The organism is Pseudomonas sp. WS 5079 (genome assembly GCF_012985465.1).
Classification (GTDB): Bacteria; Pseudomonadota; Gammaproteobacteria; order Pseudomonadales; family Pseudomonadaceae; genus Aquipseudomonas.
In genome coordinates, this window is the sequence record NZ_JAAQWN010000002.1 from 876301 (window position 1) to 902365 (window position 26065).

At 56.2% G+C, this 26065-nt stretch carries 37 protein-coding genes; 2 read left to right on the forward strand and 35 right to left on the reverse strand.

Annotation, left to right across the window (positions count from 1 at the left end):
- The first annotated feature begins 62 nt into the window (after window positions 1-62).
- On the forward strand, window positions 63-620 hold the full coding sequence (locus HBO05_RS08580; RefSeq protein ID WP_172312347.1) for a cysteine hydrolase family protein: 558 nt from the start codon (window positions 63-65) through the stop codon (window positions 618-620).
- Here the strand turns inward: HBO05_RS08580 and tam are convergent.
- The 3 genes from tam to HBO05_RS08595 all read right to left on the reverse strand — a co-directional run bounded on the left by tam (window position 610) and on the right by HBO05_RS08595 (window position 3468).
- A complete protein-coding gene (gene tam, locus HBO05_RS08585; RefSeq protein WP_172312349.1) occupies window positions 610-1371 on the reverse strand; it encodes a trans-aconitate 2-methyltransferase in 762 nt (253 codons plus the stop codon). The two genes, HBO05_RS08580 and tam, sit on opposite strands and share 11 nt — an antisense overlap.
- Window positions 1372-1536: 165 nt before the next feature.
- Window positions 1537-2064: a single-stranded DNA-binding protein gene (locus tag HBO05_RS08590; RefSeq protein WP_172312351.1), complete on the reverse strand. Its 528-nt coding sequence runs from the start codon at window positions 2062-2064 to the stop codon at window positions 1537-1539.
- 9 nt (window positions 2065-2073) lie between these two features.
- A complete protein-coding gene (locus tag HBO05_RS08595; protein WP_169951370.1) occupies window positions 2074-3468 on the reverse strand; it encodes an MFS transporter in 1395 nt (464 codons plus the stop codon).
- A gap of 180 nt (window positions 3469-3648) precedes the next feature.
- Here HBO05_RS08595 and uvrA point away from each other — a divergent pair, with 180 nt between their 5' ends.
- A complete protein-coding gene (uvrA, locus tag HBO05_RS08600; protein ID WP_169951372.1) occupies window positions 3649-6483 on the forward strand; it encodes an excinuclease ABC subunit UvrA in 2835 nt (944 codons plus the stop codon).
- A gap of 68 nt (window positions 6484-6551) precedes the next feature.
- On the opposite strand, the gene bfr is transcribed toward uvrA, so the two are convergent.
- From bfr to fusA, 32 genes are all read right to left on the reverse strand, one after another.
- A complete protein-coding gene (bfr, locus tag HBO05_RS08605; RefSeq protein ID WP_029299402.1) occupies window positions 6552-7016 on the reverse strand; it encodes a bacterioferritin in 465 nt (154 codons plus the stop codon).
- Window positions 7017-7171: 155 nt separating this feature from the next.
- Entirely contained in the window at window positions 7172-8620 is a 1449-nt protein-coding gene (locus HBO05_RS08610) for a catalase (protein WP_172312353.1), read from the reverse strand.
- A 227-nt stretch (window positions 8621-8847) separates the two neighbouring features.
- Window positions 8848-9234 (reverse strand): 50S ribosomal protein L17, encoded by a 387-nt coding sequence (gene rplQ, locus HBO05_RS08615; RefSeq protein ID WP_007918448.1) that lies wholly within the window; start codon window positions 9232-9234, stop codon window positions 8848-8850.
- 41 nt (window positions 9235-9275) lie between these two features.
- The gene (gene rpoA / locus HBO05_RS08620; protein ID WP_003176403.1) at window positions 9276-10277 is read right to left on the reverse strand and encodes a DNA-directed RNA polymerase subunit alpha; all 1002 of its coding nucleotides are present in this window, start codon (window positions 10275-10277) and stop codon (window positions 9276-9278) included.
- A 22-nt stretch (window positions 10278-10299) separates the two neighbouring features.
- Window positions 10300-10920, reverse strand: coding sequence for a 30S ribosomal protein S4 (rpsD, locus tag HBO05_RS08625; protein WP_003210056.1), 621 nt, complete (start codon window positions 10918-10920; stop codon window positions 10300-10302).
- A gap of 18 nt (window positions 10921-10938) precedes the next feature.
- The gene (rpsK, locus tag HBO05_RS08630; RefSeq protein WP_002555466.1) at window positions 10939-11328 is read right to left on the reverse strand and encodes a 30S ribosomal protein S11; all 390 of its coding nucleotides are present in this window, start codon (window positions 11326-11328) and stop codon (window positions 10939-10941) included.
- 30 nt (window positions 11329-11358) lie between these two features.
- A complete protein-coding gene (rpsM, locus tag HBO05_RS08635; protein WP_024077676.1) occupies window positions 11359-11715 on the reverse strand; it encodes a 30S ribosomal protein S13 in 357 nt (118 codons plus the stop codon).
- A 129-nt stretch (window positions 11716-11844) separates the two neighbouring features.
- A complete protein-coding gene (gene rpmJ / locus HBO05_RS08640; RefSeq protein ID WP_002555468.1) occupies window positions 11845-11961 on the reverse strand; it encodes a 50S ribosomal protein L36 in 117 nt (38 codons plus the stop codon).
- Window positions 11962-11989: 28 nt separating this feature from the next.
- Window positions 11990-13318 carry a preprotein translocase subunit SecY gene (secY, locus tag HBO05_RS08645; RefSeq protein ID WP_053125863.1) on the reverse strand — a complete coding sequence of 443 codons (1329 nt, stop codon included), beginning with the start codon at window positions 13316-13318 and terminating at the stop codon, window positions 11990-11992.
- Entirely contained in the window at window positions 13319-13756 is a 438-nt protein-coding gene (gene rplO / locus HBO05_RS08650; protein ID WP_003176407.1) for a 50S ribosomal protein L15, read from the reverse strand.
- 3 nt (window positions 13757-13759) lie between these two features.
- Window positions 13760-13936 (reverse strand): 50S ribosomal protein L30, encoded by a 177-nt coding sequence (gene rpmD, locus HBO05_RS08655; protein WP_003176408.1) that lies wholly within the window; start codon window positions 13934-13936, stop codon window positions 13760-13762.
- 2 nt (window positions 13937-13938) lie between these two features.
- Complete coding sequence (rpsE, locus tag HBO05_RS08660) at window positions 13939-14439, reverse strand: 30S ribosomal protein S5 (RefSeq protein WP_003186035.1); 501 nt, start codon at window positions 14437-14439, stop codon at window positions 13939-13941.
- 3 nt (window positions 14440-14442) lie between these two features.
- Window positions 14443-14793, reverse strand: a complete 351-nt coding sequence (rplR, locus tag HBO05_RS08665; protein ID WP_003186037.1) for a 50S ribosomal protein L18 — start codon at window positions 14791-14793, stop codon at window positions 14443-14445.
- A gap of 10 nt (window positions 14794-14803) precedes the next feature.
- Window positions 14804-15337 carry a 50S ribosomal protein L6 gene (gene rplF, locus HBO05_RS08670; RefSeq protein WP_003176412.1) on the reverse strand — a complete coding sequence of 178 codons (534 nt, stop codon included), beginning with the start codon at window positions 15335-15337 and terminating at the stop codon, window positions 14804-14806.
- Window positions 15338-15349: 12 nt separating this feature from the next.
- On the reverse strand, window positions 15350-15742 hold the full coding sequence (gene rpsH, locus HBO05_RS08675; protein WP_017848802.1) for a 30S ribosomal protein S8: 393 nt from the start codon (window positions 15740-15742) through the stop codon (window positions 15350-15352).
- Window positions 15743-15950: 208 nt separating this feature from the next.
- Entirely contained in the window at window positions 15951-16256 is a 306-nt protein-coding gene (gene rpsN, locus HBO05_RS08680) for a 30S ribosomal protein S14 (protein ID WP_003176414.1), read from the reverse strand.
- A 13-nt stretch (window positions 16257-16269) separates the two neighbouring features.
- Window positions 16270-16809 (reverse strand): 50S ribosomal protein L5, encoded by a 540-nt coding sequence (gene rplE, locus HBO05_RS08685; RefSeq protein WP_003210069.1) that lies wholly within the window; start codon window positions 16807-16809, stop codon window positions 16270-16272.
- Between the two features lie 22 nt (window positions 16810-16831).
- Window positions 16832-17146, reverse strand: a complete 315-nt coding sequence (rplX, locus tag HBO05_RS08690; RefSeq protein WP_029299388.1) for a 50S ribosomal protein L24 — start codon at window positions 17144-17146, stop codon at window positions 16832-16834.
- 11 nt (window positions 17147-17157) lie between these two features.
- Window positions 17158-17526: a 50S ribosomal protein L14 gene (gene rplN / locus HBO05_RS08695; RefSeq protein WP_002555479.1), complete on the reverse strand. Its 369-nt coding sequence runs from the start codon at window positions 17524-17526 to the stop codon at window positions 17158-17160.
- Window positions 17527-17549: 23 nt separating this feature from the next.
- The gene (gene rpsQ, locus HBO05_RS08700) at window positions 17550-17816 is read right to left on the reverse strand and encodes a 30S ribosomal protein S17 (RefSeq protein WP_003176419.1); all 267 of its coding nucleotides are present in this window, start codon (window positions 17814-17816) and stop codon (window positions 17550-17552) included.
- Between the two features lie 2 nt (window positions 17817-17818).
- Window positions 17819-18010 carry a 50S ribosomal protein L29 gene (gene rpmC, locus HBO05_RS08705; protein ID WP_002555481.1) on the reverse strand — a complete coding sequence of 64 codons (192 nt, stop codon included), beginning with the start codon at window positions 18008-18010 and terminating at the stop codon, window positions 17819-17821.
- A complete protein-coding gene (gene rplP / locus HBO05_RS08710) occupies window positions 18010-18423 on the reverse strand; it encodes a 50S ribosomal protein L16 (protein WP_003232424.1) in 414 nt (137 codons plus the stop codon). The genes rpmC and rplP overlap by 1 nt, the downstream gene beginning before the upstream one ends.
- 12 nt (window positions 18424-18435) lie before the next feature.
- Window positions 18436-19122 carry a 30S ribosomal protein S3 gene (rpsC, locus tag HBO05_RS08715; protein WP_003176422.1) on the reverse strand — a complete coding sequence of 229 codons (687 nt, stop codon included), beginning with the start codon at window positions 19120-19122 and terminating at the stop codon, window positions 18436-18438.
- Window positions 19123-19135: 13 nt separating this feature from the next.
- Entirely contained in the window at window positions 19136-19468 is a 333-nt protein-coding gene (rplV, locus tag HBO05_RS08720) for a 50S ribosomal protein L22 (RefSeq protein WP_003103908.1), read from the reverse strand.
- A gap of 11 nt (window positions 19469-19479) precedes the next feature.
- Window positions 19480-19755: a 30S ribosomal protein S19 gene (gene rpsS / locus HBO05_RS08725; RefSeq protein ID WP_002555486.1), complete on the reverse strand. Its 276-nt coding sequence runs from the start codon at window positions 19753-19755 to the stop codon at window positions 19480-19482.
- Between the two features lie 16 nt (window positions 19756-19771).
- Window positions 19772-20596 (reverse strand): 50S ribosomal protein L2, encoded by an 825-nt coding sequence (gene rplB, locus HBO05_RS08730; RefSeq protein WP_003176423.1) that lies wholly within the window; start codon window positions 20594-20596, stop codon window positions 19772-19774.
- A 14-nt stretch (window positions 20597-20610) separates the two neighbouring features.
- Window positions 20611-20910 carry a 50S ribosomal protein L23 gene (gene rplW, locus HBO05_RS08735; protein ID WP_002555488.1) on the reverse strand — a complete coding sequence of 100 codons (300 nt, stop codon included), beginning with the start codon at window positions 20908-20910 and terminating at the stop codon, window positions 20611-20613.
- Window positions 20907-21509, reverse strand: a complete 603-nt coding sequence (rplD, locus tag HBO05_RS08740) for a 50S ribosomal protein L4 (protein ID WP_057438746.1) — start codon at window positions 21507-21509, stop codon at window positions 20907-20909. The genes rplW and rplD overlap by 4 nt, the downstream gene beginning before the upstream one ends.
- A 12-nt stretch (window positions 21510-21521) precedes the next feature.
- Window positions 21522-22157 carry a 50S ribosomal protein L3 gene (rplC, locus tag HBO05_RS08745; protein ID WP_003194649.1) on the reverse strand — a complete coding sequence of 212 codons (636 nt, stop codon included), beginning with the start codon at window positions 22155-22157 and terminating at the stop codon, window positions 21522-21524.
- 81 nt (window positions 22158-22238) lie between these two features.
- Window positions 22239-22550, reverse strand: coding sequence for a 30S ribosomal protein S10 (rpsJ, locus tag HBO05_RS08750; protein WP_003186070.1), 312 nt, complete (start codon window positions 22548-22550; stop codon window positions 22239-22241).
- A 157-nt stretch (window positions 22551-22707) separates the two neighbouring features.
- Entirely contained in the window at window positions 22708-23901 is a 1194-nt protein-coding gene (tuf, locus tag HBO05_RS08755; RefSeq protein ID WP_003176426.1) for an elongation factor Tu, read from the reverse strand.
- A 30-nt stretch (window positions 23902-23931) separates the two neighbouring features.
- Complete coding sequence (gene fusA / locus HBO05_RS08760; protein ID WP_029299268.1) at window positions 23932-26037, reverse strand: elongation factor G; 2106 nt, start codon at window positions 26035-26037, stop codon at window positions 23932-23934.
- Window positions 26038-26065 lie beyond the last annotated feature (28 nt).

Below are 26065 nucleotides of genomic sequence, written 5' to 3' on the forward strand. Positions count from 1 at the left end.
AATCCCCGTGCCACGCGCCAGTCACGATACTGGGCGCATCAACCCATCACGAGAACATACACATGGCCAAGCAAGCACTTATCCTAATCGATATCCAGAACGACTACTTCCCCCAGGGCAAGTGGCCATTGACCGGCGTGGAAGCGGCGGCCGACAAGGCGCAACAGGTGCTCCAGGCATTTCGCCAGGCCGGCGACGCGGTGATCCACGTGCGCCATGAGTTCACCTCCGAGGATGCGCCCTTCTTCACCCCAGGCTCCGAAGGCGCACATATACATGCCAAGGTGCAGAACGAAAACGACGAGCCGGTGGTGCTCAAGCATTTTGTAAATGCGTTTCGCCAAACCAACCTGCGCGAGGTGCTGGAACAACACAGCATCACCGACCTGGTGGTGGTCGGCAGCATGAGCCACATGTGCATTGACGCAGTGGTTCGGGCAGCAGCGGACTACGGCTACAACGTGACGGTGATCCATGACGCCTGTGCCACGCGCGACCTGGAATTCAATGGCAAGACCATTGCCGCCGCCCAGGTACATGATGCCTACATGGCATCGCTGGCATTTGCCTATGCCAGCGTGGTGTCGGCGGATGAGTTCCTGAAGACTGTCAGCGCGTAGCGATAATGAACAGCCGTGGAAACGGTAGCAACACTGTGCCATCGGCCAGGGCCGGGTAAGCCTCGCGGATGCGCGCCAGGTAGGCGTCGAGGAAGGCGCCTTTCGCGGCCTCATCCAGCGGCGCCAGGAATGGCCGCAAGCCCGTGCCCTTGAACCACTCCACCACCGCCTCATGACCGGTGAGCGGGTGGTAATAGGTGGTGTGCCATACATCCACGGTGCTGCAATGTTTGCTCAACAACTCGTAGTAATAACTCGCCGGGTGACGCGCTTCATGTTTGACCGCGCCGATCTTGCCCGCCCAAGGGCCTTGCGCTGCCACCTCACGGGCCAGGCGGTGAGCCGGCTCGTTGAGGTTATCCGGGGTTTGCACCGCCAGCGTCCCGCCCGGCGTCAATTGCGCCACCAGGTGTGGATAAAGGCTGGTGTGGTCCGGCACCCATTGCAGTGAGGCGTTGGCGAGGATCACATCGAACTGTTGCGCAGGCTTCCAGGCGCCGATATCGGCCAATTCAAAGTTAAGTGCCGGCAACCGCTCGCGGGCACTAACCAGCATGTCCTGCGAGCTGTCCAAGCCGGTAATCGTCGCCTGGGGGAAACGCCCGGCCAACACCTCGGTGGAATTGCCCGGGCCACAACCCAGGTCGACCGCCGTTCGCACATCGCCCGCGGGGATGGCGGCGACCAGGTCTTGGACGGGACGGGTGCGCTGTTGTTCAAACATCGAATACTGCTTGGCAGACCAGGTCATCGGGGCTTCCTTCTTGGGTAAGGGAATGCGCTACAGCCTAAGTCTTGTGGCGCCCAGGGACAAATGCCAGGGCTCGGGACTTTGCCCACTCAAAAACAAGAAACCCCCGAGGCAAATGCCAGCGGGGGTTCCTGGTGTTACTGGATAGTCCGTGCCGAGGTGGCCCTAGAACGGAATATCATCATCAAAGCTATCGAAGTCAGCCGCTGGCTGCGGTGCCGCCTGCTGTGGCGCTGGACGCGACTCACGCTGTGGCTGCTGGCTTGGCTGCTGGCTTGGCTGCGGACGGGACTGCTGTGGACGCGGCGCCGAGTTGGACATGCCACCCTGGCCCTGTTGGTCGCCCTGTGGACGGCCGCCCAGCAGTTGCATGGTGCCTTGCATGTCGACCACGATTTCAGTGGTGTAACGCTTGATGCCGTCTTTTTCCCACTCGCGGGTCTGCAGTTTGCCTTCGATGTAGACCTGCGAACCCTTGCGCAGGTATTCACCGGCGATCTCTGCGACCTTGCCGAACATCGACACACGGTGCCATTCGGTTTTCTCGACCTTCTGGCCAGTCTGCTTGTCAGTCCACTGTTCGCTGGTCGCCAGACTCAGGTTGGTCACGGCGTTACCGTTAGGCAAGTAGCGAACTTCGGGATCCTGGCCGCATGTACCGACCAATATGACTTTGTTAACCCCACGGGCCATAACGTTCTCCTAGGCTGGGCGCGCTGTCGGCACTGGATTTACCAGTTGCTCGAGCGTCGCGCGATCCAATAGTTCGGTGTCCAATTTGATGTAAATGGCCGCCTCTTCAGCGACCACGACTGCATCTGTTACCCCTACGACGGCCTTCAGGCGCTCTACCAGACCGCTTTCACGGATCGCCTCGGGCGATAGCGGCAAACGCAGGCTTGTGACGTAGGGAGGTTCGCGCATGGTAACAGCAAAGACCAGCCAAAGTGCAGCCAGCCCGGCGCATCCGAGGAACACAACCGACAAACCGCCATGCTGGAACATCCAGCCGCCCATGATGCCGCCCAGCGCCGAACCGAGGAATTGGCTGGTGGAATACACCCCCATCGCCGTGCCCTTGCCGCCCGCCGGTGAAACTTTACTGATCAGCGAAGGCAGTGACGCCTCCAGCAGGTTAAACGCGGTGAAAAACACCACCGTGCCGATTACCAGCGCCCGTAGGCTGTCGCCGAACTGCCAGAAGAATAGTTCAGTGAGCATCAATGTCGCGACGGCGCCGAGCAAAACTCGTTTCATTTTGCGTTTCTTCTCGCCGTAGATGATGAACGGGATCATGGCGAAGAACGAAATCAGCAACGCGGTCAGGTAGACCCACCAGTGCTGCTCCTTGGGCAACCCGGCCTTTTCCACCAGCGCCAGGGGCAAGGCGACGAAGCTGCACATCAGCATGGCGTGCAATACGAAGATACCTAAATCCAGGCGCAACAGGTCGGGGTGCTTGAGCGTCGGCAGCAGCGCCTGTTTGGCCACGCCCGACTCACGGTGCTGCAGCGGCCCGGTGGAGCGCGGCACCATAAAGGCCACGATCAGGATGCCGAACAGCGCCATGCCACCGGTGGCCAGGAACAGGCCGTGCAAACCGAACGCACGAGTCAACAGCGGGCCAACCACCATCGCAACGGCAAACGAAAGACCGATGGTCATGCCGATCATGGCCATGGCCTTGGTGCGATGCTGTTCGCGGGTCAGGTCCGACAGCAGCGCCATCACCGCCGCGGAAATCGCCCCGGCGCCTTGCAGGATGCGTCCGGCGATCACGCCCCAGATCGAGTCGGCATTGGCCGCCAGCACGCTGCCCAGGGCGAAGACGATCAACCCCAGGTAGATCACCGGCCGGCGGCCAATGCGGTCGGAAATGATCCCGAACGGAATCTGGAAAATCGCCTGGGTCAGGCCATAGGCGCCAATCGCCAGGCCGATCAGGGCCGGGGTCGCGCCAGCGAGGTCCATGCCATAGGTCGCCAGTACCGGCAACACCATGAACATGCCCAGCATACGGAAGGCGAACACCAGGGCCAGACCGCTTGCTGCTCGGGTCTCGCCGCTACTCATGCGTTCGCTGTGGGGATCGTGCATGGAAAAACCTCGTGTGAACCGGCGGCGATTCTACCAGTCCCATCGATTGAGAGGGTATATGCGGCGCTTTGCCGCGCAGCTTTCATGTAAGGCTGAAATGGGCAAATTGACAGTGTATATTCATCCAGTCTTTAGCCGTATACTCCTGCATTATTTATACGCCCGCCGTGCGAGGCCATCTTGGACAAGATCCTGATTCGTGGGGCTAGAACCCACAACCTGAAGAACATCGACCTGACCCTGCCCCGGGACAAACTGATTGTCATCACCGGCTTGTCCGGGTCCGGCAAGTCGTCGCTGGCGTTCGATACGCTGTATGCCGAAGGCCAGCGTCGCTATGTGGAGTCGCTGTCGGCCTACGCCCGGCAGTTCCTGTCGATGATGGAAAAGCCTGATGTCGACACCATTGAAGGCCTGTCGCCAGCCATTTCCATCGAACAGAAATCGACCTCCCACAACCCGCGCTCCACCGTGGGCACCATCACCGAAATCTACGATTACCTGCGCCTGCTGTACGCACGCGTCGGTATTCCGCGCTGCCCGGACCACGACATCCCTCTGGAAGCGCAGACCGTCAGCCAGATGGTCGACCTGGTGCTGGCCCAGCCGGAAGGCGCCAAGCTGATGCTGTTGGCCCCGGTAATTCGCGAGCGCAAGGGCGAGCACCTGTCGGTGTTCGAAGAGCTGCGCGCCCAGGGTTTTGTCCGCGCCCGGATCAACGGCAAGCTCTATGAGCTGGATGAAGCACCAAAGCTGGATAAACAGAAGAAGCACACCATTGATGTGGTGGTCGACCGTTTCAAGGTGCGCGCCGATCTGCAGCAACGTCTGGCGGAGTCGTTCGAGACCGCGCTGAAACTGGCGGACGGTATCGCCCTGGTGGCGCCGATGGACGACGAGCCAGGCGAAGAAATCATCTTCTCCGCGCGCTTCGCCTGCCCGATCTGCGGCCATGCCATCAGCGAGCTGGAGCCCAAGCTGTTCTCCTTCAACAACCCGGCCGGCGCCTGCCCGACCTGTGATGGGTTGGGGGTCAAGCAGTTCTTCGACATCAAGCGCCTGGTCAATGGTGACCTGACACTGGCGGAAGGCGCGATACGTGGCTGGGACCGGCGCAATGTGTATTACTTCCAGATGCTCGGGTCATTGGCTGCCCACTATAAATTCAGCCTGGAAGTGCCGTTCAACGAACTGCCGGCCGAGCAACAGAAAGTCATCCTCCATGGCAGCGGCTCACAGAACGTCGACTTCAAGTACCTGAACGACCGTGGCGACATCGTCAAGCGCTCCCACCCGTTCGAAGGCATCGTGCCCAACCTGGAGCGCCGCTATCGGGAAACCGAGTCGGCCAGCGTGCGCGAGGAACTGGCCAAGTTCCTCAGCACCCAGCCCTGCCCGGATTGCCGCGGCACCCGCTTGCGTCGCGAGGCCCGCCACGTGTGGGTCGGCGAGAAGACCCTGCCGGCGGTGACCAACCTGCCGATCGGTGATGCCTGCGAATACTTCGCCGTACTGAAGCTGACCGGGCGACGTGGCGAGATTGCCGACAAGATCCTCAAGGAAATCCGCGAGCGCCTGCAGTTCCTGGTCAACGTGGGCCTGGACTATCTGTCCCTGGATCGCAGTGCCGACACCCTGTCCGGCGGCGAGGCCCAGCGCATTCGCCTGGCCAGCCAGATCGGCGCCGGCCTGGTGGGCGTGCTGTACATCCTCGACGAGCCGTCCATCGGCCTGCACCAGCGCGACAATGATCGCTTGCTGGGCACGCTCAAGCACCTGCGCGACATCGGCAACACGGTGATTGTGGTCGAACACGATGAGGACGCCATTCGCCTCGCGGACTACGTGGTCGATATCGGTCCCGGTGCGGGCGTGCATGGCGGGCATATTGTTGCCCAGGGCACCCCGGCCGAAGTCATGGCCCACCCGGACTCGCTGACCGGCAAGTACCTGTCTGGCCGGGTAAAAATCGAGGTGCCGGCCAAACGTACCCCACGGAATAAAAAACAGGCACTGCACCTCAAGGGCGCGCGCGGTAACAACCTGCGCAATGTCGACCTGGAAATCCCCCTGGGCCTGCTGACATGCGTGACCGGTGTATCCGGTTCAGGCAAGTCGACCCTGATCAACAACACCCTCTTCCCCCTCAGCGCCACGGCATTGAACGGTGCCACCACCCTGGAAGCAGCCGCCCATGACAGCATCAAGGGCCTGGAGCTGCTGGATAAAGTAGTGGATATCGACCAGAGCCCGATTGGTCGCACTCCCCGCTCCAACCCGGCGACCTATACCGGGCTGTTCACGCCGATACGCGAACTGTTCGCCGGTGTGCCGGAGTCCCGCTCCCGTGGTTATGGGCCTGGGCGGTTTTCCTTCAACGTCAAGGGTGGGCGCTGCGAAGCTTGCCAGGGCGACGGCCTGATCAAGGTCGAGATGCACTTTTTGCCGGACATCTACGTTCCGTGCGATGTGTGCAAGAGCAAGCGCTACAACCGCGAAACCCTGGAGATCAAGTACAAGGGCAAGAACATCCACGAAACCCTTGAGATGACTATCGAGGAAGCGCGGGTGTTCTTTGACGCGGTGCCGGCCTTGGCGCGCAAACTCCAGACCCTGATGGACGTGGGCTTGTCGTATATCAAGCTGGGGCAGTCGGCGACCACGCTGTCCGGTGGCGAGGCGCAGCGGGTGAAGCTGTCTCGCGAGCTGTCCAAGCGCGATACCGGCAAGACCCTGTATATCCTCGATGAACCGACCACCGGCCTGCACTTCGCGGATATCCAGCAATTGCTCGACGTGCTGCATCGCCTGCGCGACCACGGCAACACCGTGGTGGTGATCGAACACAACCTGGATGTGATCAAGACGGCCGACTGGCTGGTGGACCTGGGGCCGGAAGGCGGCTCCAAGGGTGGGCAGATTATTGCGGTGGGTACGCCGGAGCAGGTCTCCGAGATGCCGCAATCCCACACGGGCTACTATCTGAAGCCGTTGCTGGCGCGCGACCGGGCCTGACTCTTCAGGCCCAACAAAAAGCCCCTGTCACCGTAGCGGTGACAGGGGCTTTTTTATTGCCGGCGGAATCAGAACTGCGATTGCAGGTAATTTTCCAGGCCGATCAATTTGATCAGACCCAACTGCTTTTCCAGCCAGTAGGTGTGATCTTCTTCAGTATCGTTCAACTGTACGCGCAGGATTTCCCGGGTCACGTAGTCATTGTGCTTCTCGCAAAGCTCAATGCCTTTGCACAGTGCTGCACGAACTTTGTATTCCAGGCGCAAGTCGCTGGCGAGCATCTCAGGCACAGTGGTACCGGTATCCAGGTCGTCAGGACGCATACGCGGCGTGCCTTCGAGCATCAGGATACGGCGCATCAGCGCGTCGGCGTGCTGTGCCTCTTCTTCCATTTCGTGATTGATACGCTCGTAGAGCTCGGTAAAGCCCCAGTCTTCGTACATACGCGAGTGAATGAAATATTGGTCACGAGCTGCCAGTTCGCCCGTCAGCAACGTGTTGAGGTAATCGATTACGTCGGGGTGACCTTGCATCGCCCTACATCTCCCTACTTGAAAGACTGTAGTTTGAACCAAGCGGACCCGCAGGTCACGGGATGAACGGCATAAAAGTGATGTTTTTCGGAGAAAAGTAGCTGAAATAACGCAAAAACCGCCCAAATGAGGGCGGTTCTGCTTATCACTTAGAGTTAGTTAAGCGATACACCCAGTGCAGTTGCGATCCCTTCTCCATACGCCGGATCGGCCTTGAAAAAGTGCTGCAACTGACGCTGAACCACATCGCTGGAAACACCCGCCATCGCGCCGGCGACGTTGTTGATCAACAGCGCCTTTTGCTCAGCATTCATCAGGCGGAACAGCGCACCGGCGTGGCTGTAGTAATCCGTGTCTTCGCGGTGATCGTAGCGATCAGCTGCACCACTCAGAGCCAGCGCAGGTTCTGCGTACTGCGGCGCTTGTTTGGGGGCATCGGCGTAGCTGTTTGGCTCGTAGTTCGGGGCCGCGCCACCGTTGCTGCCGAACGCCATGGAACCGTCACGCTGGTAAGTATTGACGGGACTGCGCGGAGCATTCACCGGCAGGTGCTGATGGTTGGTCCCGATACGGTAGCGATGCGCATCGGCGTAAGCAAAGACACGCCCCTGCAGCATGCGATCTGGCGACAAACCGACACCTGGCACCATGTTGCTTGGACCGAACGCGGCTTGCTCCACTTCGGCGAAGTAGTTCTGCGGATTGCGGTTCAACTCCAGCTCGCCTACCTCAATCAACGGGAACTCTTTCTGAGACCAGGTTTTGGTCACGTCGAAGGGATTCTCGTAGTGCGCGTTGGCCTGGGCCTCAGTCATGATCTGGATACACACGCGCCATTTCGGGAAGTCGCCGCGCTCGATGGCCCCAAACAGATCGCGCTGAGCATAATCCGGATCGGTACCGGCCAGGCGCGCAGCATCGGCAGGCGCCAGGTTCTTGATGCCTTGCTTGGTCTTGTAGTGCCATTTCACCCAGTGACGCTCGCCATTGGCGTTGATCAAGCTGTAGGTGTGGCTACCAAAGCCATGCATGTGGCGGTAGCCGTCCGGGATACCCCTGTCCGAGAACAGGATGGTGACCTGGTGGAGCGCCTCAGGCGAATGCGACCAGAAGTCCCACATCATCTGCGCACTTTTCAGGTTGCTTTGCGGCAGGCGCTTTTGGGTGTGGATGAAATCGGGGAATTTCAGCGGGTCACGGATAAAGAATACCGGGGTATTGTTGCCAACGATGTCCCAGTTGCCTTCTTCGGTGTAGAACTTCAATGCGAAGCCACGTGGGTCGCGCTCGGTATCTGCGGAGCCGCGCTCGCCACCCACTGTCGAGAAACGCAGGAAGGTTGGCGTCTGCTTGCCAACAGCGTCAAACAGCTTGGCGCTAGTGTACTGGGTGATGTCCTTGGTGACCGTGAACGTGCCATAGGCTCCCGAGCCTTTGGCGTGTACACGACGCTCTGGGATGTTTTCGCGGTTGAAATGGGCAAGCTTCTCGATCAGATGAAAGTCGTCGAGCAACAGCGGGCCACGCGGACCTGCGGAACGGGAATTCTGGTTATCGGCAACGGGAGCACCGCTGGCGGTTGTAAGGGTTTTATTCTGGCTCATGCTCAATCTCCTCAGGTCAGTCTTGGAACTGCCGGCTAATCGGCTTGGAGGGAGTATTGACCAGGAAGATGACACCATCAAATTTATTAAATCATGCTTATCGATAGTTAATTACTAACGATGACTTGGCTCGCATAGCCAAAATTCAATCAATACCCGTCATGAACTTTTCTATCGCCCACAAAAAACCGGGCACTAGGCCCGGTTTTTCGTAGCAGACTGTCGTCTTACTCGGCGGATACAGCTTCGCCAGCAGTAGCACGATCAACCAACTCGACGTACGCCATAGGCGCGTTGTCGCCAGTGCGGAAACCGCATTTGAGGATGCGCAGGTAGCCACCCTCACGGGTAGCGTAGCGCTTGCCCAGGTCGTTGAAGAGCTTACCAACGATAGCTTTCGAGCGAGTACGGTCGAAAGCCAGACGGCGGTTAGCCAGGCTGTCTGTCTTGGCCAAAGTGATCAGCGGCTCAGCAACGCGACGCAGTTCTTTGGCTTTCGGCAGTGTAGTTTTAATCAGCTCGTGCTCGAACAGCGACACCGCCATGTTTTGAAACATGGCCTTGCGGTGCGAGCTGGTACGGCTCAGGTGACGACCACTTTTACGATGACGCATGGTTCATTCCTTACCAAACTCACGTTCGGTGATTACGACGATCAGGCAGTCGCCTTGTCGTCCTTCTTAAGACTTGCAGGCGGCCAGTTGTCGAGGCGCATGCCGAGGGACAGACCGCGGGAGGCCAGAACGTCCTTGATTTCAGTCAAGGATTTCTTGCCCAGGTTCGGAGTCTTCAACAGTTCTACTTCGGTACGCTGAATCAGGTCACCGATGTAGTAAATGTTTTCCGCCTTAAGGCAGTTAGCCGAACGTACAGTCAGTTCCAGATCGTCAACCGGGCGAAGCAGGATCGGATCGATCTCGTCTTCCTGCTCGATTACCACTGGTTCGCTGTCACCCTTGAGGTCGACGAACGCAGCCAACTGCTGTTGCAGGATGGTTGCAGCGCGGCGAATAGCCTCTTCAGGATCCAGAGTACCGTTGGTTTCCAGATCAATAACCAGCTTGTCCAGGTTAGTACGCTGCTCGACACGGGCGTTTTCCACCACGTATGCGATACGGCGAACCGGGCTGAACGAAGAGTCAAGCTGCAAGCGACCAATGCTGCGGCTTTCGTCTTCATCGCTCTGACGCGAGTCGGCCGGTTCATAACCACGACCACGAGCTACAGTGAGCTTCATGTTCAGGGCGCCGTTAGACGCCAGGTTAGCGATTACGTGATCGGGATTAACGATCTCGACATCATGATCCAGCTGAATATCGGCAGCGGTAACCACCCCCGAACCCTTCTTCGACAAGGTCAGCGTAACTTCGTCACGGCCGTGCAGCTTGATAGCCAGACCTTTAAGGTTCAACAGGATTTCAATTACGTCTTCCTGTACACCTTCGATGGCGCTGTACTCGTGGAGCACACCGTCAATCTCGGCCTCGACTACTGCACAGCCGGGCATTGAGGACAACAGGATGCGGCGCAGCGCGTTGCCCAGGGTGTGGCCAAAACCACGCTCGAGAGGCTCGAGAGTGATCTTGGCGCGGGTTGGACTGACAACCTGCACATCAATGTGGCGGGGTGTCAGGAACTCATTTACCGAAATCTGCATGGATGCACCTATTTTCTAGCCCTTACTTGGAGTAGAGCTCGACAATCAGGCTTTCGTTGATGTCGGCGGACAGATCACTGCGAGCAGGAACGTTCTTGAAAACGCCCGACTTCTTCTCAGTGTCTACTTCTACCCATTCTACGCGGCCACGTTGGGCACACAGATCGAGAGCTTGGACAATGCGAAGTTGGTTTTTTGCTTTCTCGCGAATCGCGACCACGTCACCAGCACGAACCTGGTAGGACGGGACGTTAACGGTTTGGCCGTTTACGCTAACGGATTTGTGCGATACCAGCTGACGGGATTCGGCACGAGTCGAACCAAAGCCCATACGGTATACAACGTTGTCCAGACGGCATTCGAGCAGTTGCAGCAGGTTTTCACCGGTTGCACCTTTCTTGCCAGCAGCTTCTTTGTAGTAGCCGCTGAACTGACGCTCGAGAACGCCGTAGATACGACGGACCTTCTGCTTTTCACGCAGTTGGGTGCCGTAGTCGGACTGGCGACCGCGGCGTTGGCCGTGGATACCAGGTGCTGCTTCAATGTTGCACTTCGATTCGATCGCGCGCACGCCGCTCTTCAGAAAGAGATCGGTGCCTTCGCGACGAGCGAGTTTGCATTTTGGACCAATGTAACGAGCCATTCTTTACAATCTCCTGGATTACACGCGGCGCTTCTTCGGCGGACGGCACCCGTTGTGCGGGATTGGCGTCACGTCGGTGATGCTGGCGATCTTATAGCCACAGCCGTTCAAAGCACGGACAGCAGACTCACGACCTGGACCTGGACCCTTGACGTTAACGTCGAGGTTTTTCAGGCCATATTCCAGCGCAGCTTGACCAGCACGTTCAGCAGCTACTTGAGCAGCAAACGGGGTGGACTTGCGGGAACCGCGGAAACCCGAACCACCAGAGGTAGCCCAAGAAAGCGCGTTACCTTGACGGTCGGTGATGGTCACGATGGTGTTGTTAAAAGATGCATGGATGTGGGCGATGCCATCAACCACTGTCTTTTTAACTTTTTTACGAGGACGAGCAGCAGGTTTTGCCATGATAATTTTCCTGTCGATTCGCTGGGGCGATTACTTGCGGATCGGCTTACGCGGACCTTTACGGGTACGCGCGTTAGTCTTGGTACGCTGACCGCGTACTGGAAGACCACGACGATGACGCAGACCGCGATAGCAACCGAGGTCCATCAAACGCTTGATTTTCATGTTGATTTCGCGACGCAGGTCACCTTCAGTGGTGAACTTCGCCACTTCGCCACGCAGCAATTCAATCTGCTCGTCGCTCAGATCCTTGATCTTAGCGGCTGGGTTTACCCCAGCAACTGCGCAAATTTTCTGCGCAGTAGTGCGACCAACACCATAGATGTAGGTCAGCGAGATAACAGTGTGCTTGTTATCTGGAATGTTAACGCCTGCAATACGGGCCATTCAGTGGGACTCCAATTGACAGCTACCTACGCCCCGGAAGCCAAGAAATAGGGCGCGAGATAATATCGCTGTAATAACAAATAATCAACCCGGCAGCGCACTAGCTGCCGGGCTTCAAGCGGATCACACTCAGCCTTGGCGCTGTTTGTGACGCGGTTCCGCGCTGCAAATTACTCGAACAACACCTTCGCGGCGAATAATCTTGCAGTTACGGCACAGCTTTTTCACCGATGCACGAACTTTCATCACCAACTCCTCGAACCTTATGGGGTACTCAGCGCAACATGCCGCTGCCGTAGCCCTTCAGGTTGGCTTTCTTCATCAGGGATTCGTACTGGTGCGAAACGAGGTGCGATTGTACTTGGGACATGAAGTCCATCACAACCACGACCACGATCAGCAACGAGGTCCCGCCAAGGTAGAACGGAACGTTTGCTGCAACCACCAGGAACTGGGGCAACAAGCACACGGCCGTCATATATAGAGCACCGAACAGGGTCAAGCGGGTCAGAACGCCATCAATGTAGCGCGCCGACTGCTCGCCTGGACGAATACCCGGAATAAAGGCACCGGACTTCTTCAGGTTTTCCGCTACGTCTTTCGGATTGAACATCAACGCCGTATAGAAGAAGCAGAAGAAAATAATCCCTGCACTAAACAGCAGAATATTCAACGGCTGACCAGGAGCGATCGACTGCGAGATGTCCTGCAACCAGCCCATACCTTCAGACTGACCGAACCAGGCACCCAACGAAGCCGGAAACAGCAAAATGCTGCTCGCGAAGATAGCAGGAATAACACCGGCCATATTCACTTTCAGCGGCAAGTGGCTGGTCTGCGCAGCGAAGACCTTGCGGCCCTGCTGACGCTTGGCGTAGTGAACAGCAATACGACGCTGACCACGCTCAATGAACACCACAAAACCGATAATCGCTACTGCCAGCAAACCGATGGCAACCAAGGCGAAGATATTGATATCACCCTGACGTGCAGACTCGAAAGACTGCCCGATTGCCCTCGGAAGACCGGCGACGATACCTGCGAAAATCAACATCGAGATACCGTTGCCAACACCACGCTCAGTAATCTGCTCACCCAGCCACATCATGAACATCGCACCAGCCACAAATGTGGTTACTGCAACGAAATGGAAGCCAAAGTCACCAGTGAACGCTACGCCCTGCCCCGCCAGACCAATGGACATGCCAATAGCCTGGACAAGAGCAAGAACGACGGTGAGGTAGCGGGTGTACTGGCTAATCTTGCGACGACCAGCTTCACCTTCCTTCTTCAACTGCTCCAGCTGCGGGCTGACGGCGCTCATCAACTGCATGATGATCGATGCCGAAATGTACGGCATGATCCCCAATGCAAAGATGCTCATCCGCTCCAGCGCGCCGCCGGAAAACATGTTGAACAAGCTAAGAATGGTCCCCTCATTCTGTCGAAACAGGTCTGCGAGTCGGTCCGGATTGATACCTGGAACCGGGATGTGTGCGCCTATTCGGTAGACGATAATCGCCAGGAACAGAAAACGCAGACGAGCCCAAAGTTCAGACATACCGCCTTTGCCGAGCGCTGAGAGAGCACCTTGCTTAGCCATTTATTCCTCGAACTTGCCGCCAGCTGCTTCGATAGCCGAACGCGCACCTTTGGTGGCGCCGATTCCCTTGCCGATAGTGACAGCGCGAGTCACTTCACCGGACAGCATGATTTTCACACGCTGTACGTTGACGTTGATCACGTTGGCATCTTTCAGGGTCTGCACGGTAACGATGTCGCCTTCCACTTTAGCCAGCTCGGACAGACGCACTTCTGCGCGGTCCATGGCCTTCAGGGAAACGAAACCGAACTTCGGCAGGCGACGATGCAGCGGCTGTTGACCGCCTTCAAAGCCTGGAGCGATGGTGCCACCGGAGCGGGAGGTTTGACCTTTGTGGCCACGGCCACCAGTCTTACCCAAACCGCTACCGATACCACGGCCCGGACGATGCTTTTCGCGACGGGAACCCGGCGCTGGACTCAGATCATTGAGTTTCATCGATTAACCCTCGACACGCAGCATGTAGTAAGCCTTGTTGATCATCCCGCGATTCTCGGGAGTATCCTGGACTTCTACAGTGTGACCGATGCGACGCAGACCCAAACCCTTAACGCACAATTTGTGGTTAGGGATGCGGCCGGTCATGCTTTTGATCAGCGTTACTTTAACGGTAGCCATGATCAGAAGATCTCCTTGACGCTTTTGCCACGCTTGGCGGCAATGGATTCAGGAGATTGCATAGCTTTCAAACCTTTGAAAGTGGCATGAACCACGTTTACCGGGTTAGTCGAGCCGTAGCACTTGGCCAGAACGTTCTGAACGCCAGCAACCTCGAGGACAGCACGCATAGCGCCGCCAGCGATGATACCGGTACCTTCAGAGGCAGGCTGCATGTACACCTTCGAAGCGCCGTGAGCGGACTTCATTGCGTACTGCAGGGTGGTGCCGTTCAGGTCAACTTGGATCATGTTGCGACGAGCAGCTTCCATTGCCTTCTGGATCGCAGCAGGCACTTCACGCGACTTGCCACGGCCGAAGCCAACACGGCCCTTACCATCACCAACCACGGTCAACGCGGTGAAGGTGAAGATACGGCCGCCTTTAACGGTTTTGGCTACGCGGTTAACTTGAACCAGCTTCTCAATGTAGCCTTCGTCGCGCTTTTGGTCGTTATTTGACATAACTTAGAACTCCAGCCCAGCTTCACGAGCAGCATCAGCCAGCGCTTTAACGCGGCCGTGGTACTTGAAGCCAGAGCGGTCGAAAGCCACTTGCGAGACGCCAGCGGCCTTAGCACGCGTAGCGACCAGCTGGCCAACCTTAGTGGCCGCGTCGATGTTGCCAGTGGCACCATCACGCAGTTCTTTATCCAAAGTCGAGGCGCTTGCCAGGACTTTGTTGCCGTCGGCCGAGATGACCTGGGCGTAGATGTGCTGCGACGAGCGGAACACGCAGAGACGCACGACTTCGAGTTCGTGCATTTTCAGGCGTGCTTTGCGAGCGCGACGCAGTCGAGTAACTTTTTTGTCGGTCATTTGCTATGCCCTACTTCTTCTTGGCTTCTTTACGACGGACGACTTCGTCCGCGTAGCGCACACCTTTGCCTTTGTACGGCTCTGGTGGACGGAAGTCGCGGATCTCGGCAGCCACTTGACCTACCAGCTGCTTATCGATGCCCTTGATCAGGATATCGGTCTGGCTAGGAGTTTCAGCGGTGATGCCTTCCGGCAGTTCGTAATCCACTGGGTGCGAGAAGCCAAGGGCCAGGTTCAAAACCGTGCCTTTTGCTTGCGCTTTGTAACCAACACCGACCAGCTGGAGCTTACGCTCGAAGCCTTGGCTTACGCCTTGGACCATGTTGTTTACCAACGCACGCGTGGTACCGGCCATTGCGCGAGTTTGTTGATCGCCATTGCGAGCAGCGAAACGCAACTCACCAGCTTCTTCAACGATCTCAACGGACGAATGGATGTTCAGTTCAAGAGTACCCTTGGCACCCTTCACCGAAAGCTGTTGGCCTGCGAATTTTACTTCGACACCGGCTGGCAGCTTAACGGGGTTCTTAGCGACGCGAGACATGCTTATCCCCCCTTAGAACACAGTGCAAAGAACTTCGCCGCCGACACCGGCAGCGCGCGCAGCACGATCCGTCATCACACCTTTGTTGGTGGAGACGATAGACACGCCAAGACCGCCACGAACTTTCGGCAGATCTTCAACGGACTTGTACTGACGCAGGCCTGGACGGCTAACGCGCTTCACTTCCTCGATGACCGGACGGCCTTCGAAGTACTTCAGCTCGATGGACAGCAGTGGCTTGATTTCGCTGCTGATCTGATAACCCGCAATGTAGCCTTCGTCTTTCAGGACTTTGGCAACAGCTACCTTCAACGTGGAAGATGGCATGCTTACGACGGACTTTTCAGCCATCTGGGCATTACGGATACGAGTTAGCATGTCCGCTAACGGGTCCTGCATACTCATGGGCTAGACGCTCCTAATACAAAAAAATTAGCCTTGCGGCTACATATGTCACCGAGAATCTCCGGGCATAAAACACACGGGCTCAGGCGAGCCGCGTATTTTAGACACACTCCGGAAATGAAACAAGCCCCAAAAGGGGCTTGTTCCAGATTCTAGGCCACCGGCGGTCAGTATCTTGCGATCCTGGCCACCGAGACTTCGAAAGTACTTACCAGCTGGCTTTAACCAGACCTGGTACGTCACCACGCATTGCAGCTTCACGCAGTTTGTTACGGCCGAGGCCGAACTTGCGGTAAACACCGTGTGGACGACCGGTCAGGCGGCAGCGGTTACGCATGCGCGAAGCGCTTGCGTCACGTGGCTGCTTCTGCAGAGCTACTGTAGCTTCCCAACGCGCTTCTGGACTTGCGTTCAGATCAACGATGATAGCTTTCAGTGCTGCACGCTTCTTGGCGTACTTGGCAACCGTGAGCTGACGCTTCAGCTCGCGGTTTTTCATGCTCATCTTGGCCATGGTCCTACTCCAATCAGTTGCGGAACGGGAATTTGAACGCACGCAGCAGAGCGCGGCCTTCATCATCGTTCTTGGCAGTGGTGGTCAGGGTGATGTCCAGACCGCGGAGAGCATCGATCTTGTCGTAGTCGATTTCCGGGAAGATGATCTGCTCTTTCACGCCCATGCTGTAGTTACCACGACCATCGAAGGACTTGGCATTCAGGCCGCGGAAGTCGCGAACCCGAGGCAGGGAGATCGACAGCAGACGATCCAGGAACTCGTACATACGCTCACGGCGCAGAGTCACTTTGACACCGATCGGCCAACCTTCACGGACTTTAAAGCCAGCGATGGATTTCCGAGCGTAAGTCACAACGACTTTTTGACCGGTGATCTTTTCCAGGTCAGCAACAGCGTGCTCGATGACTTTTTTGTCACCGATCGCTTCGCCCAGACCCATGTTCAGGGTGATTTTGGTAACGCGCGGAACTTCCATCACGTTCGAAAGCTTAAGTTCTTCCTTAAGCTTCGGAGCGATTTCCTTCCGGTAAATCTCTTTTAGTCGTGCCATGGTCTTATCTACCTAGCAGTGTTCAAGCATCAACCGCTTTTTGGGTCGACTTGAAGACACGAATTTTCTTACCGTCTTCTACTTTGAAACCAACGCGATCAGCCTTGTTGGTTTCGCCGTTGAAGATGGCGACGTTAGAAGCGTGCAATGGCGCTTCTTTCTCGACGATACCGCCCTGTACGCCCGACGCGGGGTTTGGCTTGGTATGACGCTTGACCAGGTTCAGACCACCAATGACCAGACGGTCATCAGCAAGAACCTTCAGCACCTTACCGCGCTTACCTTTGTCTTTGCCGGCGATCACGATGATCTCGTCGTCACGACGAATCTTTTGCATGTCGGATCTCCTTACAGCACTTCTGGGGCGAGCGAGACGATCTTCATGAACTTCTCAGTACGAAGTTCACGGGTCACTGGCCCAAAGATACGGGTGCCGATCGGCTCTTGCTTGTTGTTCAGAAGAACAGCAGCGTTGCCATCAAAGCGGATAATGGAGCCATCAGCACGACGTACGCCGTGACGAGTGCGGACTACAACAGCAGTCATCACTTGGCCTTTTTTCACTTTACCGCGAGGAATTGCTTCCTTCACGGTAACTTTGATGATGTCACCGATACCAGCGTAACGACGATGGGAGCCACCCAGCACCTTGATGCACATAACACGGCGAGCGCCGCTGTTATCGGCCACATCGAGCATGGATTGAGTCTGAATCATATAATTTCTCCGACCCCTAGTCCTTAGACTTCCACAGCGCGTTCGAGAACATCAACCAGTGCCCAAGACTTGGTCTTGGCCAGCGGACGAGTTTCACGAATAGTGACTTTGTCGCCGATGTGGCACTGATTGGTTTCGTCGTGCGCGTGCAGCTTAGTCGAACGCTTAACATATTTACCGTAGATCGGGTGCTTAACGCGACGCTCGATCAAAACGGTGATGGTTTTGTCCATCTTGTCGCTGACAACACGGCCAGTCAGCGTACGGACAGTCTTTTCGGCTTCAGCCATGATCACTTACCTGCCTGCTGGTTGAGCACAGTCTTCACGCGAGCGATGTCACGCTTAACTTGCGAGAGCAGATGAGACTGCCCCAACTGGCCAGTTGCTTTCTGCATACGCAGATTGAACTGGTCGCGCAGCAGGCCGAGCAGTTGCTCGTTCAGCTGCTGTGCGGATTTTTCACGAAGTTCATTCGCTTTCATCACATCACCGTCCGTTTAACAAAGGCGGTGGCGAGCGGCAGCTTTGCAGCAGCCAGGGCAAAAGCCTCACGCGCCAGCTCTTCAGTTACACCCTCGATTTCATACAGGACTTTGCCTGGCTGAATCTGGGCTACCCAGTATTCCACGTTACCCTTACCTTTACCCATCCGAACCTCGAGAGGTTTTTTGGAGATCGGCTTGTCCGGGAATACACGGATCCAGATCTTGCCACCACGTTTTACGTGACGGGTCAGTGCACGACGCGCTGACTCGATCTGACGAGCGGTGAGACGACCACGAGCTACAGACTTCAGCGCGAACTCGCCGAAGCTGACTTTGCTACCGCGCTGAGCCAGACCACGGTTGTGGCCTGTCATCTGCTTGCGGAACTTCGTACGCTTAGGTTGCAACATTTGGCGTACCCCTTACTTAGCAGCTTTTTTACGAGGCGCTGGTGCTTGTGGTTTCAGTTCTTCTTGGCGACCACCAATTACTTCGCCCTTGAAGATCCAAACCTTTACACCGATCACACCGTAAGTGGTGTGAGCTTCGTAGTTGGCATAGTCGATGTCGGCACGCAGGGTGTGCAACGGCACACGACCTTCGCGATACCATTCAGTACGTGCGATTTCAGCACCGCCGAGACGACCGCTCACTTGGATTTTGATGCCCTTGGCACCAATGCGCATGGCGTTCTGTACAGCGCGCTTCATAGCACGACGGAACATTACGCGGCGCTCCAGCTGCTGAGCTACGCTCTGCGCAACCAGCATACCGTCGAGCTCCGGCTTGCGGATCTCTTCGATATTGATGTGCACAGGCACACCCATTTGCTTGGTCAGGTCCTGACGCAGTTTCTCAACATCTTCACCTTTCTTCCCGATAACGATACCTGGACGAGCGGTGTGGATGGTGATACGTGCAGTTTGGGCCGGACGATGGATATCGATACGGCTTACGGACGCGCTTTTTAGTTTGTCTTGGAGATACTCACGCACCTTCAGATCAGCGAACAAATAGTCCGCATAAGTCCGACCGTCTGCGTACCAGACGGAGGTGTGCTCCTTGACGATTCCCAGGCGAATGCCAATGGGATGTACTTTCTGACCCATCTCTTCGACTCCGTTACTTGTCAGCAACCTTGACAGTGATATGGCAAGACCGCTTGACGATGCGATCAGCACGGCCTTTGGCACGCGGCATGATACGCTTCAGCGAACGCCCTTCGTTGACGAAAACGGTGCTGACCTTCAGGTCATCAACGTCTGCGCCTTCGTTATGCTCGGCGTTGGCTACGGCCGACTCCAGCACTTTCTTCATGATCTCGGCGGCTTTCTTACTGCTGAAAGCCAACAAGTTGAGCGCTTCGCCCACCTTCTTCCCGCGGATCTGGTCGGCGACCAAGCGGGCTTTCTGGGCGGAGATTCGAGCGCCCGACAACTTAGCGGCTACTTCCATTTCCTAACCCCTTAACGCTTGGCTTTCTTGTCTGCCACGTGCCCACGATAAGTGCGGGTACCGGCAAACTCGCCCAGTTTGTGGCCGACCATGTCTTCGTTAACGAGAACTGGGACGTGCTGACGACCGTTGTGTACTGCGATGGTCAAACCGACCATTTGTGGCAGGATCATAGAACGGCGCGACCAGGTCTTAACTGGTTTGCGATCGTTCTTTTCCGCCGCCACTTCGATCTTCTTCAGTAGGTGAAGATCAATAAAAGGACCTTTTTTCAGAGAACGTGGCACTGTCGTATCCCTCTATTTACTTGCGACGACGGACGATCATTTTGTCGGTACGCTTATTACCACGAGTCTTCGCGCCCTTAGTCGGGAAGCCCCATGGCGATACCGGATGACGACCACCAGAGGTACGACCTTCACCACCACCGTGTGGGTGGTCAACCGGGTTCATGGCAACACCACGAACGGTTGGGCGAACGCCACGCCAGCGTTTGGCACCAGCTTTACCCAGCGAACGCAGGCTGTGCTCGGAGTTCGAGACTTCGCCCAGGGTCGCACGGCATTCAGCCAATACTTTACGCATCTCACCAGAACGCAGACGCAGGGTCACGTAGACACCTTCACGAGCGATCAGCTGAGCCGAAGCACCAGCGGAACGAGCGATCTGTGCGCCTTTACCTGGCTTCAATTCGATGCCGTGTACGGTGCTACCAACTGGAATGTTACGCAGTTGCAGAGCGTTGCCCGGCTTGATCGGTGCCAGGGCACCTGCGATCAGCTGGTCGCCAGCACTCACGCCTTTAGGCGCGATGATGTAGCGACGCTCGCCATCTGCGTACAGCAGCAGAGCGATGTGAGCAGTACGGTTTGGATCGTATTCGATACGCTCGACAGTGGCAGAGATGCCATCTTTGTCGTTGCGACGGAAATCGACCAGACGATAATGCTGCTTATGGCCACCACCGATGTGACGAGTGGTAATACGACCATTGTTGTTACGACCACCAGTCTTCGATTTCTTCTCGAGCAGCGGTGCGTGAGGAGCGCCTTTATGCAGCTCCTGGTTGACCACCTTGACCACAAAACGGCGGCCAGGGGAAGTCGGTTTGCATTTAACGATTGCCATGATGCACCCCTTCCTTACTCAGCACTGCTGCTGAAATCGAGATCTTGGCCTGGCTGAAGGGAGATAACTGCCTTCTTCCAGTCATTACGCTTGCCCAGACCGCGAGCAGTGCGCTTGCTCTTACCCAGAACATTCAGGGTAGTAACACGCTCTACTTTCACGCTGAACAGGCTTTCGACGGCCTTCTTGATTTCCAGCTTGGTTGCGTCAGTTGCAACCTTGAAAACGAACTGGCCTTTCTTGTCAGCCAGAACCGTAGCCTTTTCGGAAACGTGCGGGCCAAGCAGAACTTTAAATACGCGTTCCTGGTTCATCCCAGCAGCTCCTCGAATTTCTTCACGGCCGACACGGTGATCAACACCTTGTCGTATGCGATCAGACTAACTGGATCGGAACCTTGCACGTCACGTACATCAACGTGTGGCAGGTTGCGAGCAGCCAGGTACAGGTTCTGATCAACAGCTTCGGACACGATCAGGACATCAGTCAGACCCATGCCGTTCAGCTTGTTCAGCAGATCTTTGGTTTTCGGCGCTTCAACAGCGAAGTCCTGAACCACGACCAGACGATCAGTACGCACGAGTTCAGCAAGGATGGAGCGCAGTGCTGCGCGATACATCTTCTTGTTGAGCTTCTGAGAGTGATCCTGCGGACGAGCTGCGAAAGTGGTACCGCCGCCACGCCAGATTGGGCTACGGATAGTACCGGCACGAGCACGGCCAGTACCTTTCTGACGCCAAGGGCGCTTACCGCCACCACGAACGTCGGAACGGGTCTTTTGCTGCTTGCTACCTTGACGGCCGCCGGCCATGTAGGCCACGACTGCTTGGTGAACGAGCGTCTCGTTGAATTCGCCGCCAAATGTCAGTTCGGAAACTTCGATCGCTTGAGCGTCATTTACATTTAATTGCATGTCAGCTTCCCCTTAACCGCGAGCCTTGGCCGCTGGACGTACAACCAGGTTGCCGCCAGTAGCGCCAGGAACAGCACCCTTGACCAACAACAGATTGCGTTCAGCGTCGACGCGCACTACTTCGAGGGACTGCACGGTCACGCGCTCAGCGCCCATATGACCGGACATTTTTTTGCCCTTGAATACACGACCAGGAGTCTGGCACTGGCCAATAGAGCCCGGGACGCGGTGGGAAACGGAGTTACCGTGAGTGTTGTCTTGGCCACGGAAATTCCAACGCTTGATCGTACCCTGGAAGCCTTTACCCTTGGACTGACCGGTTACATCAACCAGTTGACCAGCGGCGAAGATTTCAGCGTTGATCAGATCGCCAGCCTGGTAGTCGCCATCTTCAAGACGGAACTCCATGACAGTACGACCAGCTGCAACGTTTGCTTTAGCGAAGTGACCTGCTTGAGCAGCAGTCACGCGCGAAGCACGACGCTCGCCGACAGTGACTTGCACTGCACGATAGCCATCGGTTTCTTCAGTTTTGAACTGGGTGACGCGATTCGGCTCGATCTCAATGACCGTGACCGGAATGGAGACACCTTCTTCGGTGAAAATACGGGTCATACCGCATTTACGACCGACTACACCAATAGTCATGTTGTAAACCTCATGAGTGTACGGGGCTTTCACCCGCTATGGCCGCCCATTTCAGAGCGTTACACGACTAAGACCCGAGTCTTAGCCGAGGCTGATCTGTACTTCCACACCGGCCGCCAGATCAAGCTTCATAAGTGCATCAACGGTTTTATCCGTTGGCTGGACGATGTCCAGAACGCGCTTATGAGTACGGATCTCGTACTGGTCACGCGCGTCTTTGTTGACGTGCGGGGAGACCAGAACGGTGAACCGCTCTTTGCGGGTAGGCAGTGGAATAGGACCACGCACTTGTGCCCCAGTACGTTTCGCGGTTTCCACGATTTCCTGGGTGGATTGGTCGATCAGGCGATGGTCAAAAGCCTTCAACCTGATACGGATTTGCTGATTTTGCATTGGATTTCAGACTCCGGCTGCTATTCCCACCGAGCGCACTGCGCCCGTTAAAAGGAGGCGCAATTCTATAGACGCCCCAGATAGGTGTCAACCCAATAAAAAAGCCCCCGCTGAGCGGGGGCTTTTCAAAGCATCGAAGCTATCTCAGAAGAGATGCTTACTCGATGATTTTAGCTACAACGCCAGCACCAACGGTACGGCCGCCTTCACGGATTGCGAAACGCAGACCGTCTTCCATTGCGATGGTTTTGATCAGGGTGACAACCATTTTGATGTTGTCGCCTGGCATTACCATTTCAACGCCTTCCGGCAGCTCGCAGTTACCAGTCACGTCAGTAGTACGGAAGTAGAACTGTGGACGGTAGCCTTTGAAGAACGGAGTGTGACGACCGCCTTCTTCTTTGCTCAGCACGTACACTTCAGCTTCGAACTTGGTGTGCGGCTTAACCGAACCTGGCTTGACCAGAACCTGGCCACGCTCAACGTCGTCACGCTTGGTACCACGCAGCAGAACGCCGCAGTTCTCGCCAGCACGACCTTCGTCGAGCAGCTTACGGAACATTTCAACACCGGTGCAGGTGGTGACGGTAGTGTCACGCAGACCAACGATTTCCAGTGGATCTTGAACCTTGACGATACCGCGCTCGATACGACCAGTTACAACAGTACCGCGACCGGAGATCGAGAATACGTCTTCGATTGGCATCAGGAACGGCTTGTCGATAACACGAACTGGATCTGGGATGTAGCTGTCCAGAGTCTCAACCAGTTTACGAACGGACGTGGTGCCCATTTCGTTATCGTCTTTACCTTCCAGAGCCATACGAGCAGAACCGATGATGATCGGAGTGTCGTCGCCTGGGAAGTCGTAAGTGCTCAGCAGATCGCGCACTTCCATCTCAACCAGTTCCAGCAGCTCAGCGTCGTCTACCAGGTCTGCCTTGTTCAGGTAAACCACGATGTACGGAACGCCTACCTGACGGGACAGCAGGATGTGCTCACGGGTTTGTGGCATCGGACCATCAGCGGCCGAGCAAACCAGGATTGCGCCGTCCATCTGGGCAGCACCGGTGATCATGTTCTTCACATAGTCGGCGTGACCTGGGCAGTCAACGTGAGCGTAGTGACGGATCAGCGAGTTGTATTCAACGTGCGCGGTGTTGATGGTGATACCACGAGCTTTTTCTTCTGGTGCGCTGTCGATTTTATCGAAATCAACGATTGCGGAACCGAATACTTCGGAGCAAACGCGAGTCAGAGCAGCAGTCAGAGTGGTTTTACCATGGTCAACGTGACCGATAGTGCCAACGTTGACGTGCGGTAGGGAACGATCAAATTTTTCTTTAGCCACGACAATTAACTCCTTGCCTAAAGGACTGAATCAGCCTTGTTTTTTGGATACAGTTTCAGCGATGTGCGCCGGAGCTGTGTTGTATTTTTTGAATTCCATAGAGTAGCTTGCGCGACCCTGGGACATGGAGCGAACGTCGGTCGCATAACCGAACATCTCACCCAACGGAACCTCGGCGCGAATCACTTTGCCGGAAACCGTGTCTTCCATACCCAAGATCATGCCGCGACGACGGTTAAGGTCGCCCATGACATCACCCATATAGTCTTCAGGTGTAACAACTTCTACCGCCATGATTGGCTCAAGCAACTCACCACCGCCCTTCTGGGCCAGTTGCTTGGTTGCCATGGAAGCAGCCACCTTAAACGCCATCTCGTTGGAGTCGACGTCGTGGTAAGAACCGTCAAAAACGGTTGCTTTCAGGCCGATCAGCGGATAGCCGGCAACAACACCGTTCTTCATCTGCTCTTCGATGCCCTTCTGGATAGCAGGGATGTATTCCTTAGGAACCACACCACCTACTACTTCGTTCACGAATTGCAGACCTTCCTGACCTTCGTCAGCAGGAGCAAAACGGATCCAGCAGTGACCGAACTGACCACGACCGCCGGACTGACGAACGAACTTGCCTTCGATTTCACAGTTCTTCGTGATGCGCTCACGATAGGAAACCTGAGGCTTACCGATGTTGGCTTCGACGTTGAACTCACGGCGCATCCGGTCAACCAGGATGTCCAGGTGCAGCTCGCCCATGCCGGAGATGATCGTTTGACCAGTCTCTTCATCAGTCTTGACGCGGAAAGATGGATCTTCCTGAGCAAGCTTGCCCAGAGCGATACCCATTTTTTCCTGGTCATCCTTGGTCTTAGGCTCTACGGCAACCGAGATAACCGGCTCCGGGAAGTCCATGCGAACCAGGATGATTGGCTTAGCAGCGTCGCACAAAGTCTCACCAGTGGTGACGTCCTTCATGCCGATCAGGGCCGCGATGTCACCAGCGCGCACTTCCTTGATCTCTTCGCGGGCGTTTGCGTGCATTTGCACCATACGACCCACACGCTCTTTCTTGCCCTTGACCGAGTTGATCACGCCGTCGCCGGAGGCCAACACGCCCGAGTAAACGCGGACGAAAGTCAGGGTACCCACGAATGGGTCGGTAGCGATCTTGAACGCCAGAGCCGAGAACGGCTCGCTGTCGTCAGCGTGACGCTCCATCTCTTCTTCCTCGTTATCAGGGTTGGTACCCTTGATAGCAGGAATGTCAGTTGGAGCAGGCAGGTAGTCGATAACGGCGTCGAGAACCAGGGGAACACCCTTGTTCTTGAAGGAAGAACCGCAAACAGCCAAGACGATCTCGCCAGCGATAGTACGCTGACGCAGAGCAGCCTTGATTTCCACGTTGGTGAGTTCTTCACCTTCGAGGTACTTGTTCATCAGCTCTTCGCTGGCTTCGGCAGCAGCCTCAACCAGGTTGTTGCGCCACTCGTCAGCCAGTTCCTGCAGTTCTGCAGGGATAGGCTTGCGAACAGGAACCATGCCCTTGTCGGCGTCATTCCAGTAGACCGCTTCCATGGTGATCAGATCGATCTGACCCTGGAAGTTGTCTTCGGAACCGATAGCCAATTGGATTGGCACCGGAGTGTGACCCAGACGCTGCTTGATCTGACCGATCACGCGCAGGAAGTTGGCACCAGCACGGTCCATCTTGTTTACGTAAACAAGACGTGGAACACCGTACTTGTTGGCTTGACGCCATACGGTTTCCGACTGAGGCTCAACACCCGAAGTACCGCAGAACACAACGACGGCGCCGTCGAGTACACGCAGGGAACGTTCAACTTCAATAGTGAAGTCAACGTGGCCCGGGGTATCGATTACGTTGAAGCGGTGCTCGTCCTTGTACTGCTTGGCAGAACCTTTCCAGAAGGCGGTAATAGCAGCAGAAGTAATGGTAATACCACGCTCCTGCTCCTGAACCATCCAGTCTGTGGTCGCGGCGCCATCATGCACCTCGCCCATTTTGTGACTTTTGCCGGTGTAAAACAGTACGCGCTCGGTGGTGGTGGTTTTACCAGCATCCACGTGAGCAACGATACCGATGTTACGGTAGCGGCTAATCGGAGTAGTACGAGCCATAAAGCCCTCGCAAAATTAGTGAAGCTAA

Coding starts and splice junctions, on each gene's coding strand:
- rplD (WP_057438746.1), bottom strand. CDS start 21,509: ATGCAATTAAATGTAAATGACGCTCAAGCGATCGAAGTTTCCGAACTG.
- rpoA (WP_003176403.1), bottom strand. CDS start 10,277: ATGCAGATTTCGGTAAATGAGTTCCTGACACCCCGCCACATTGATGTG.
- tam (WP_172312349.1), bottom strand. CDS start 1,371: ATGACCTGGTCTGCCAAGCAGTATTCGATGTTTGAACAACAGCGCACC.
- rplV (WP_003103908.1), bottom strand. CDS start 19,468: ATGGAAGTAGCCGCTAAGTTGTCGGGCGCTCGAATCTCCGCCCAGAAA.
- rplB (WP_003176423.1), bottom strand. CDS start 20,596: ATGGCAATCGTTAAATGCAAACCGACTTCCCCTGGCCGCCGTTTTGTG.
- rpmC (WP_002555481.1), bottom strand. CDS start 18,010: ATGAAAGCGAATGAACTTCGTGAAAAATCCGCACAGCAGCTGAACGAG.
- rplX (WP_029299388.1), bottom strand. CDS start 17,146: ATGCAAAAGATTCGTCGTGACGACGAGATCATCGTGATCGCCGGCAAA.
- rplC (WP_003194649.1), bottom strand. CDS start 22,157: ATGACTATTGGTGTAGTCGGTCGTAAATGCGGTATGACCCGTATTTTC.
- rpsJ (WP_003186070.1), bottom strand. CDS start 22,550: ATGCAAAATCAGCAAATCCGTATCAGGTTGAAGGCTTTTGACCATCGC.
- rplQ (WP_007918448.1), bottom strand. CDS start 9,234: ATGCGTCATCGTAAAAGTGGTCGTCACCTGAGCCGTACCAGCTCGCAC.
- bfr (WP_029299402.1), bottom strand. CDS start 7,016: ATGCAAGGTCACCCCGACGTAATCGATTACCTCAACACGTTGCTGACG.
- HBO05_RS08580 (WP_172312347.1), top strand. CDS start 63: ATGGCCAAGCAAGCACTTATCCTAATCGATATCCAGAACGACTACTTC.
- rpsQ (WP_003176419.1), bottom strand. CDS start 17,816: ATGGCTGAAGCCGAAAAGACTGTCCGTACGCTGACTGGCCGTGTTGTC.
- HBO05_RS08610 (WP_172312353.1), bottom strand. CDS start 8,620: ATGAGCCAGAATAAAACCCTTACAACCGCCAGCGGTGCTCCCGTTGCC.
- rplE (WP_003210069.1), bottom strand. CDS start 16,809: ATGGCACGACTAAAAGAGATTTACCGGAAGGAAATCGCTCCGAAGCTT.
- secY (WP_053125863.1), bottom strand. CDS start 13,318: ATGGCTAAGCAAGGTGCTCTCTCAGCGCTCGGCAAAGGCGGTATGTCT.
- rpsD (WP_003210056.1), bottom strand. CDS start 10,920: ATGGCTCGTTACATTGGTCCAAAATGCAAACTCGCTCGTCGCGAAGGC.
- rplN (WP_002555479.1), bottom strand. CDS start 17,526: ATGATTCAGACTCAATCCATGCTCGATGTGGCCGATAACAGCGGCGCT.
- rpsH (WP_017848802.1), bottom strand. CDS start 15,742: ATGAGTATGCAGGACCCGTTAGCGGACATGCTAACTCGTATCCGTAAT.
- HBO05_RS08595 (WP_169951370.1), bottom strand. CDS start 3,468: ATGCACGATCCCCACAGCGAACGCATGAGTAGCGGCGAGACCCGAGCA.
- rpmD (WP_003176408.1), bottom strand. CDS start 13,936: ATGGCTACCGTTAAAGTAACGCTGATCAAAAGCATGACCGGCCGCATC.
- rpsN (WP_003176414.1), bottom strand. CDS start 16,256: ATGGCCAAGATGAGCATGAAAAACCGCGAGCTGAAGCGTCAGCTCACG.
- rpmJ (WP_002555468.1), bottom strand. CDS start 11,961: ATGAAAGTTCGTGCATCGGTGAAAAAGCTGTGCCGTAACTGCAAGATT.
- rpsE (WP_003186035.1), bottom strand. CDS start 14,439: ATGTCAAATAACGACCAAAAGCGCGACGAAGGCTACATTGAGAAGCTG.
- rpsK (WP_002555466.1), bottom strand. CDS start 11,328: ATGGCAAAACCTGCTGCTCGTCCTCGTAAAAAAGTTAAAAAGACAGTG.
- rpsC (WP_003176422.1), bottom strand. CDS start 19,122: ATGGGTCAGAAAGTACATCCCATTGGCATTCGCCTGGGAATCGTCAAG.
- HBO05_RS08590 (WP_172312351.1), bottom strand. CDS start 2,064: ATGGCCCGTGGGGTTAACAAAGTCATATTGGTCGGTACATGCGGCCAG.
- rplW (WP_002555488.1), bottom strand. CDS start 20,910: ATGAACCAGGAACGCGTATTTAAAGTTCTGCTTGGCCCGCACGTTTCC.
- rplR (WP_003186037.1), bottom strand. CDS start 14,793: ATGACCGACAAAAAAGTTACTCGACTGCGTCGCGCTCGCAAAGCACGC.
- rplF (WP_003176412.1), bottom strand. CDS start 15,337: ATGTCTCGCGTCGCTAAGAACCCCGTTAAGCTGCCAGCCGGTGTCGAA.
- rplO (WP_003176407.1), bottom strand. CDS start 13,756: ATGAAACTCAATGATCTGAGTCCAGCGCCGGGTTCCCGTCGCGAAAAG.
- rplP (WP_003232424.1), bottom strand. CDS start 18,423: ATGTTGCAACCTAAGCGTACGAAGTTCCGCAAGCAGATGACAGGCCAC.
- fusA (WP_029299268.1), bottom strand. CDS start 26,037: ATGGCTCGTACTACTCCGATTAGCCGCTACCGTAACATCGGTATCGTT.
- rpsM (WP_024077676.1), bottom strand. CDS start 11,715: ATGGCCCGTATTGCAGGCGTTAACATTCCAGATAACAAGCACACTGTT.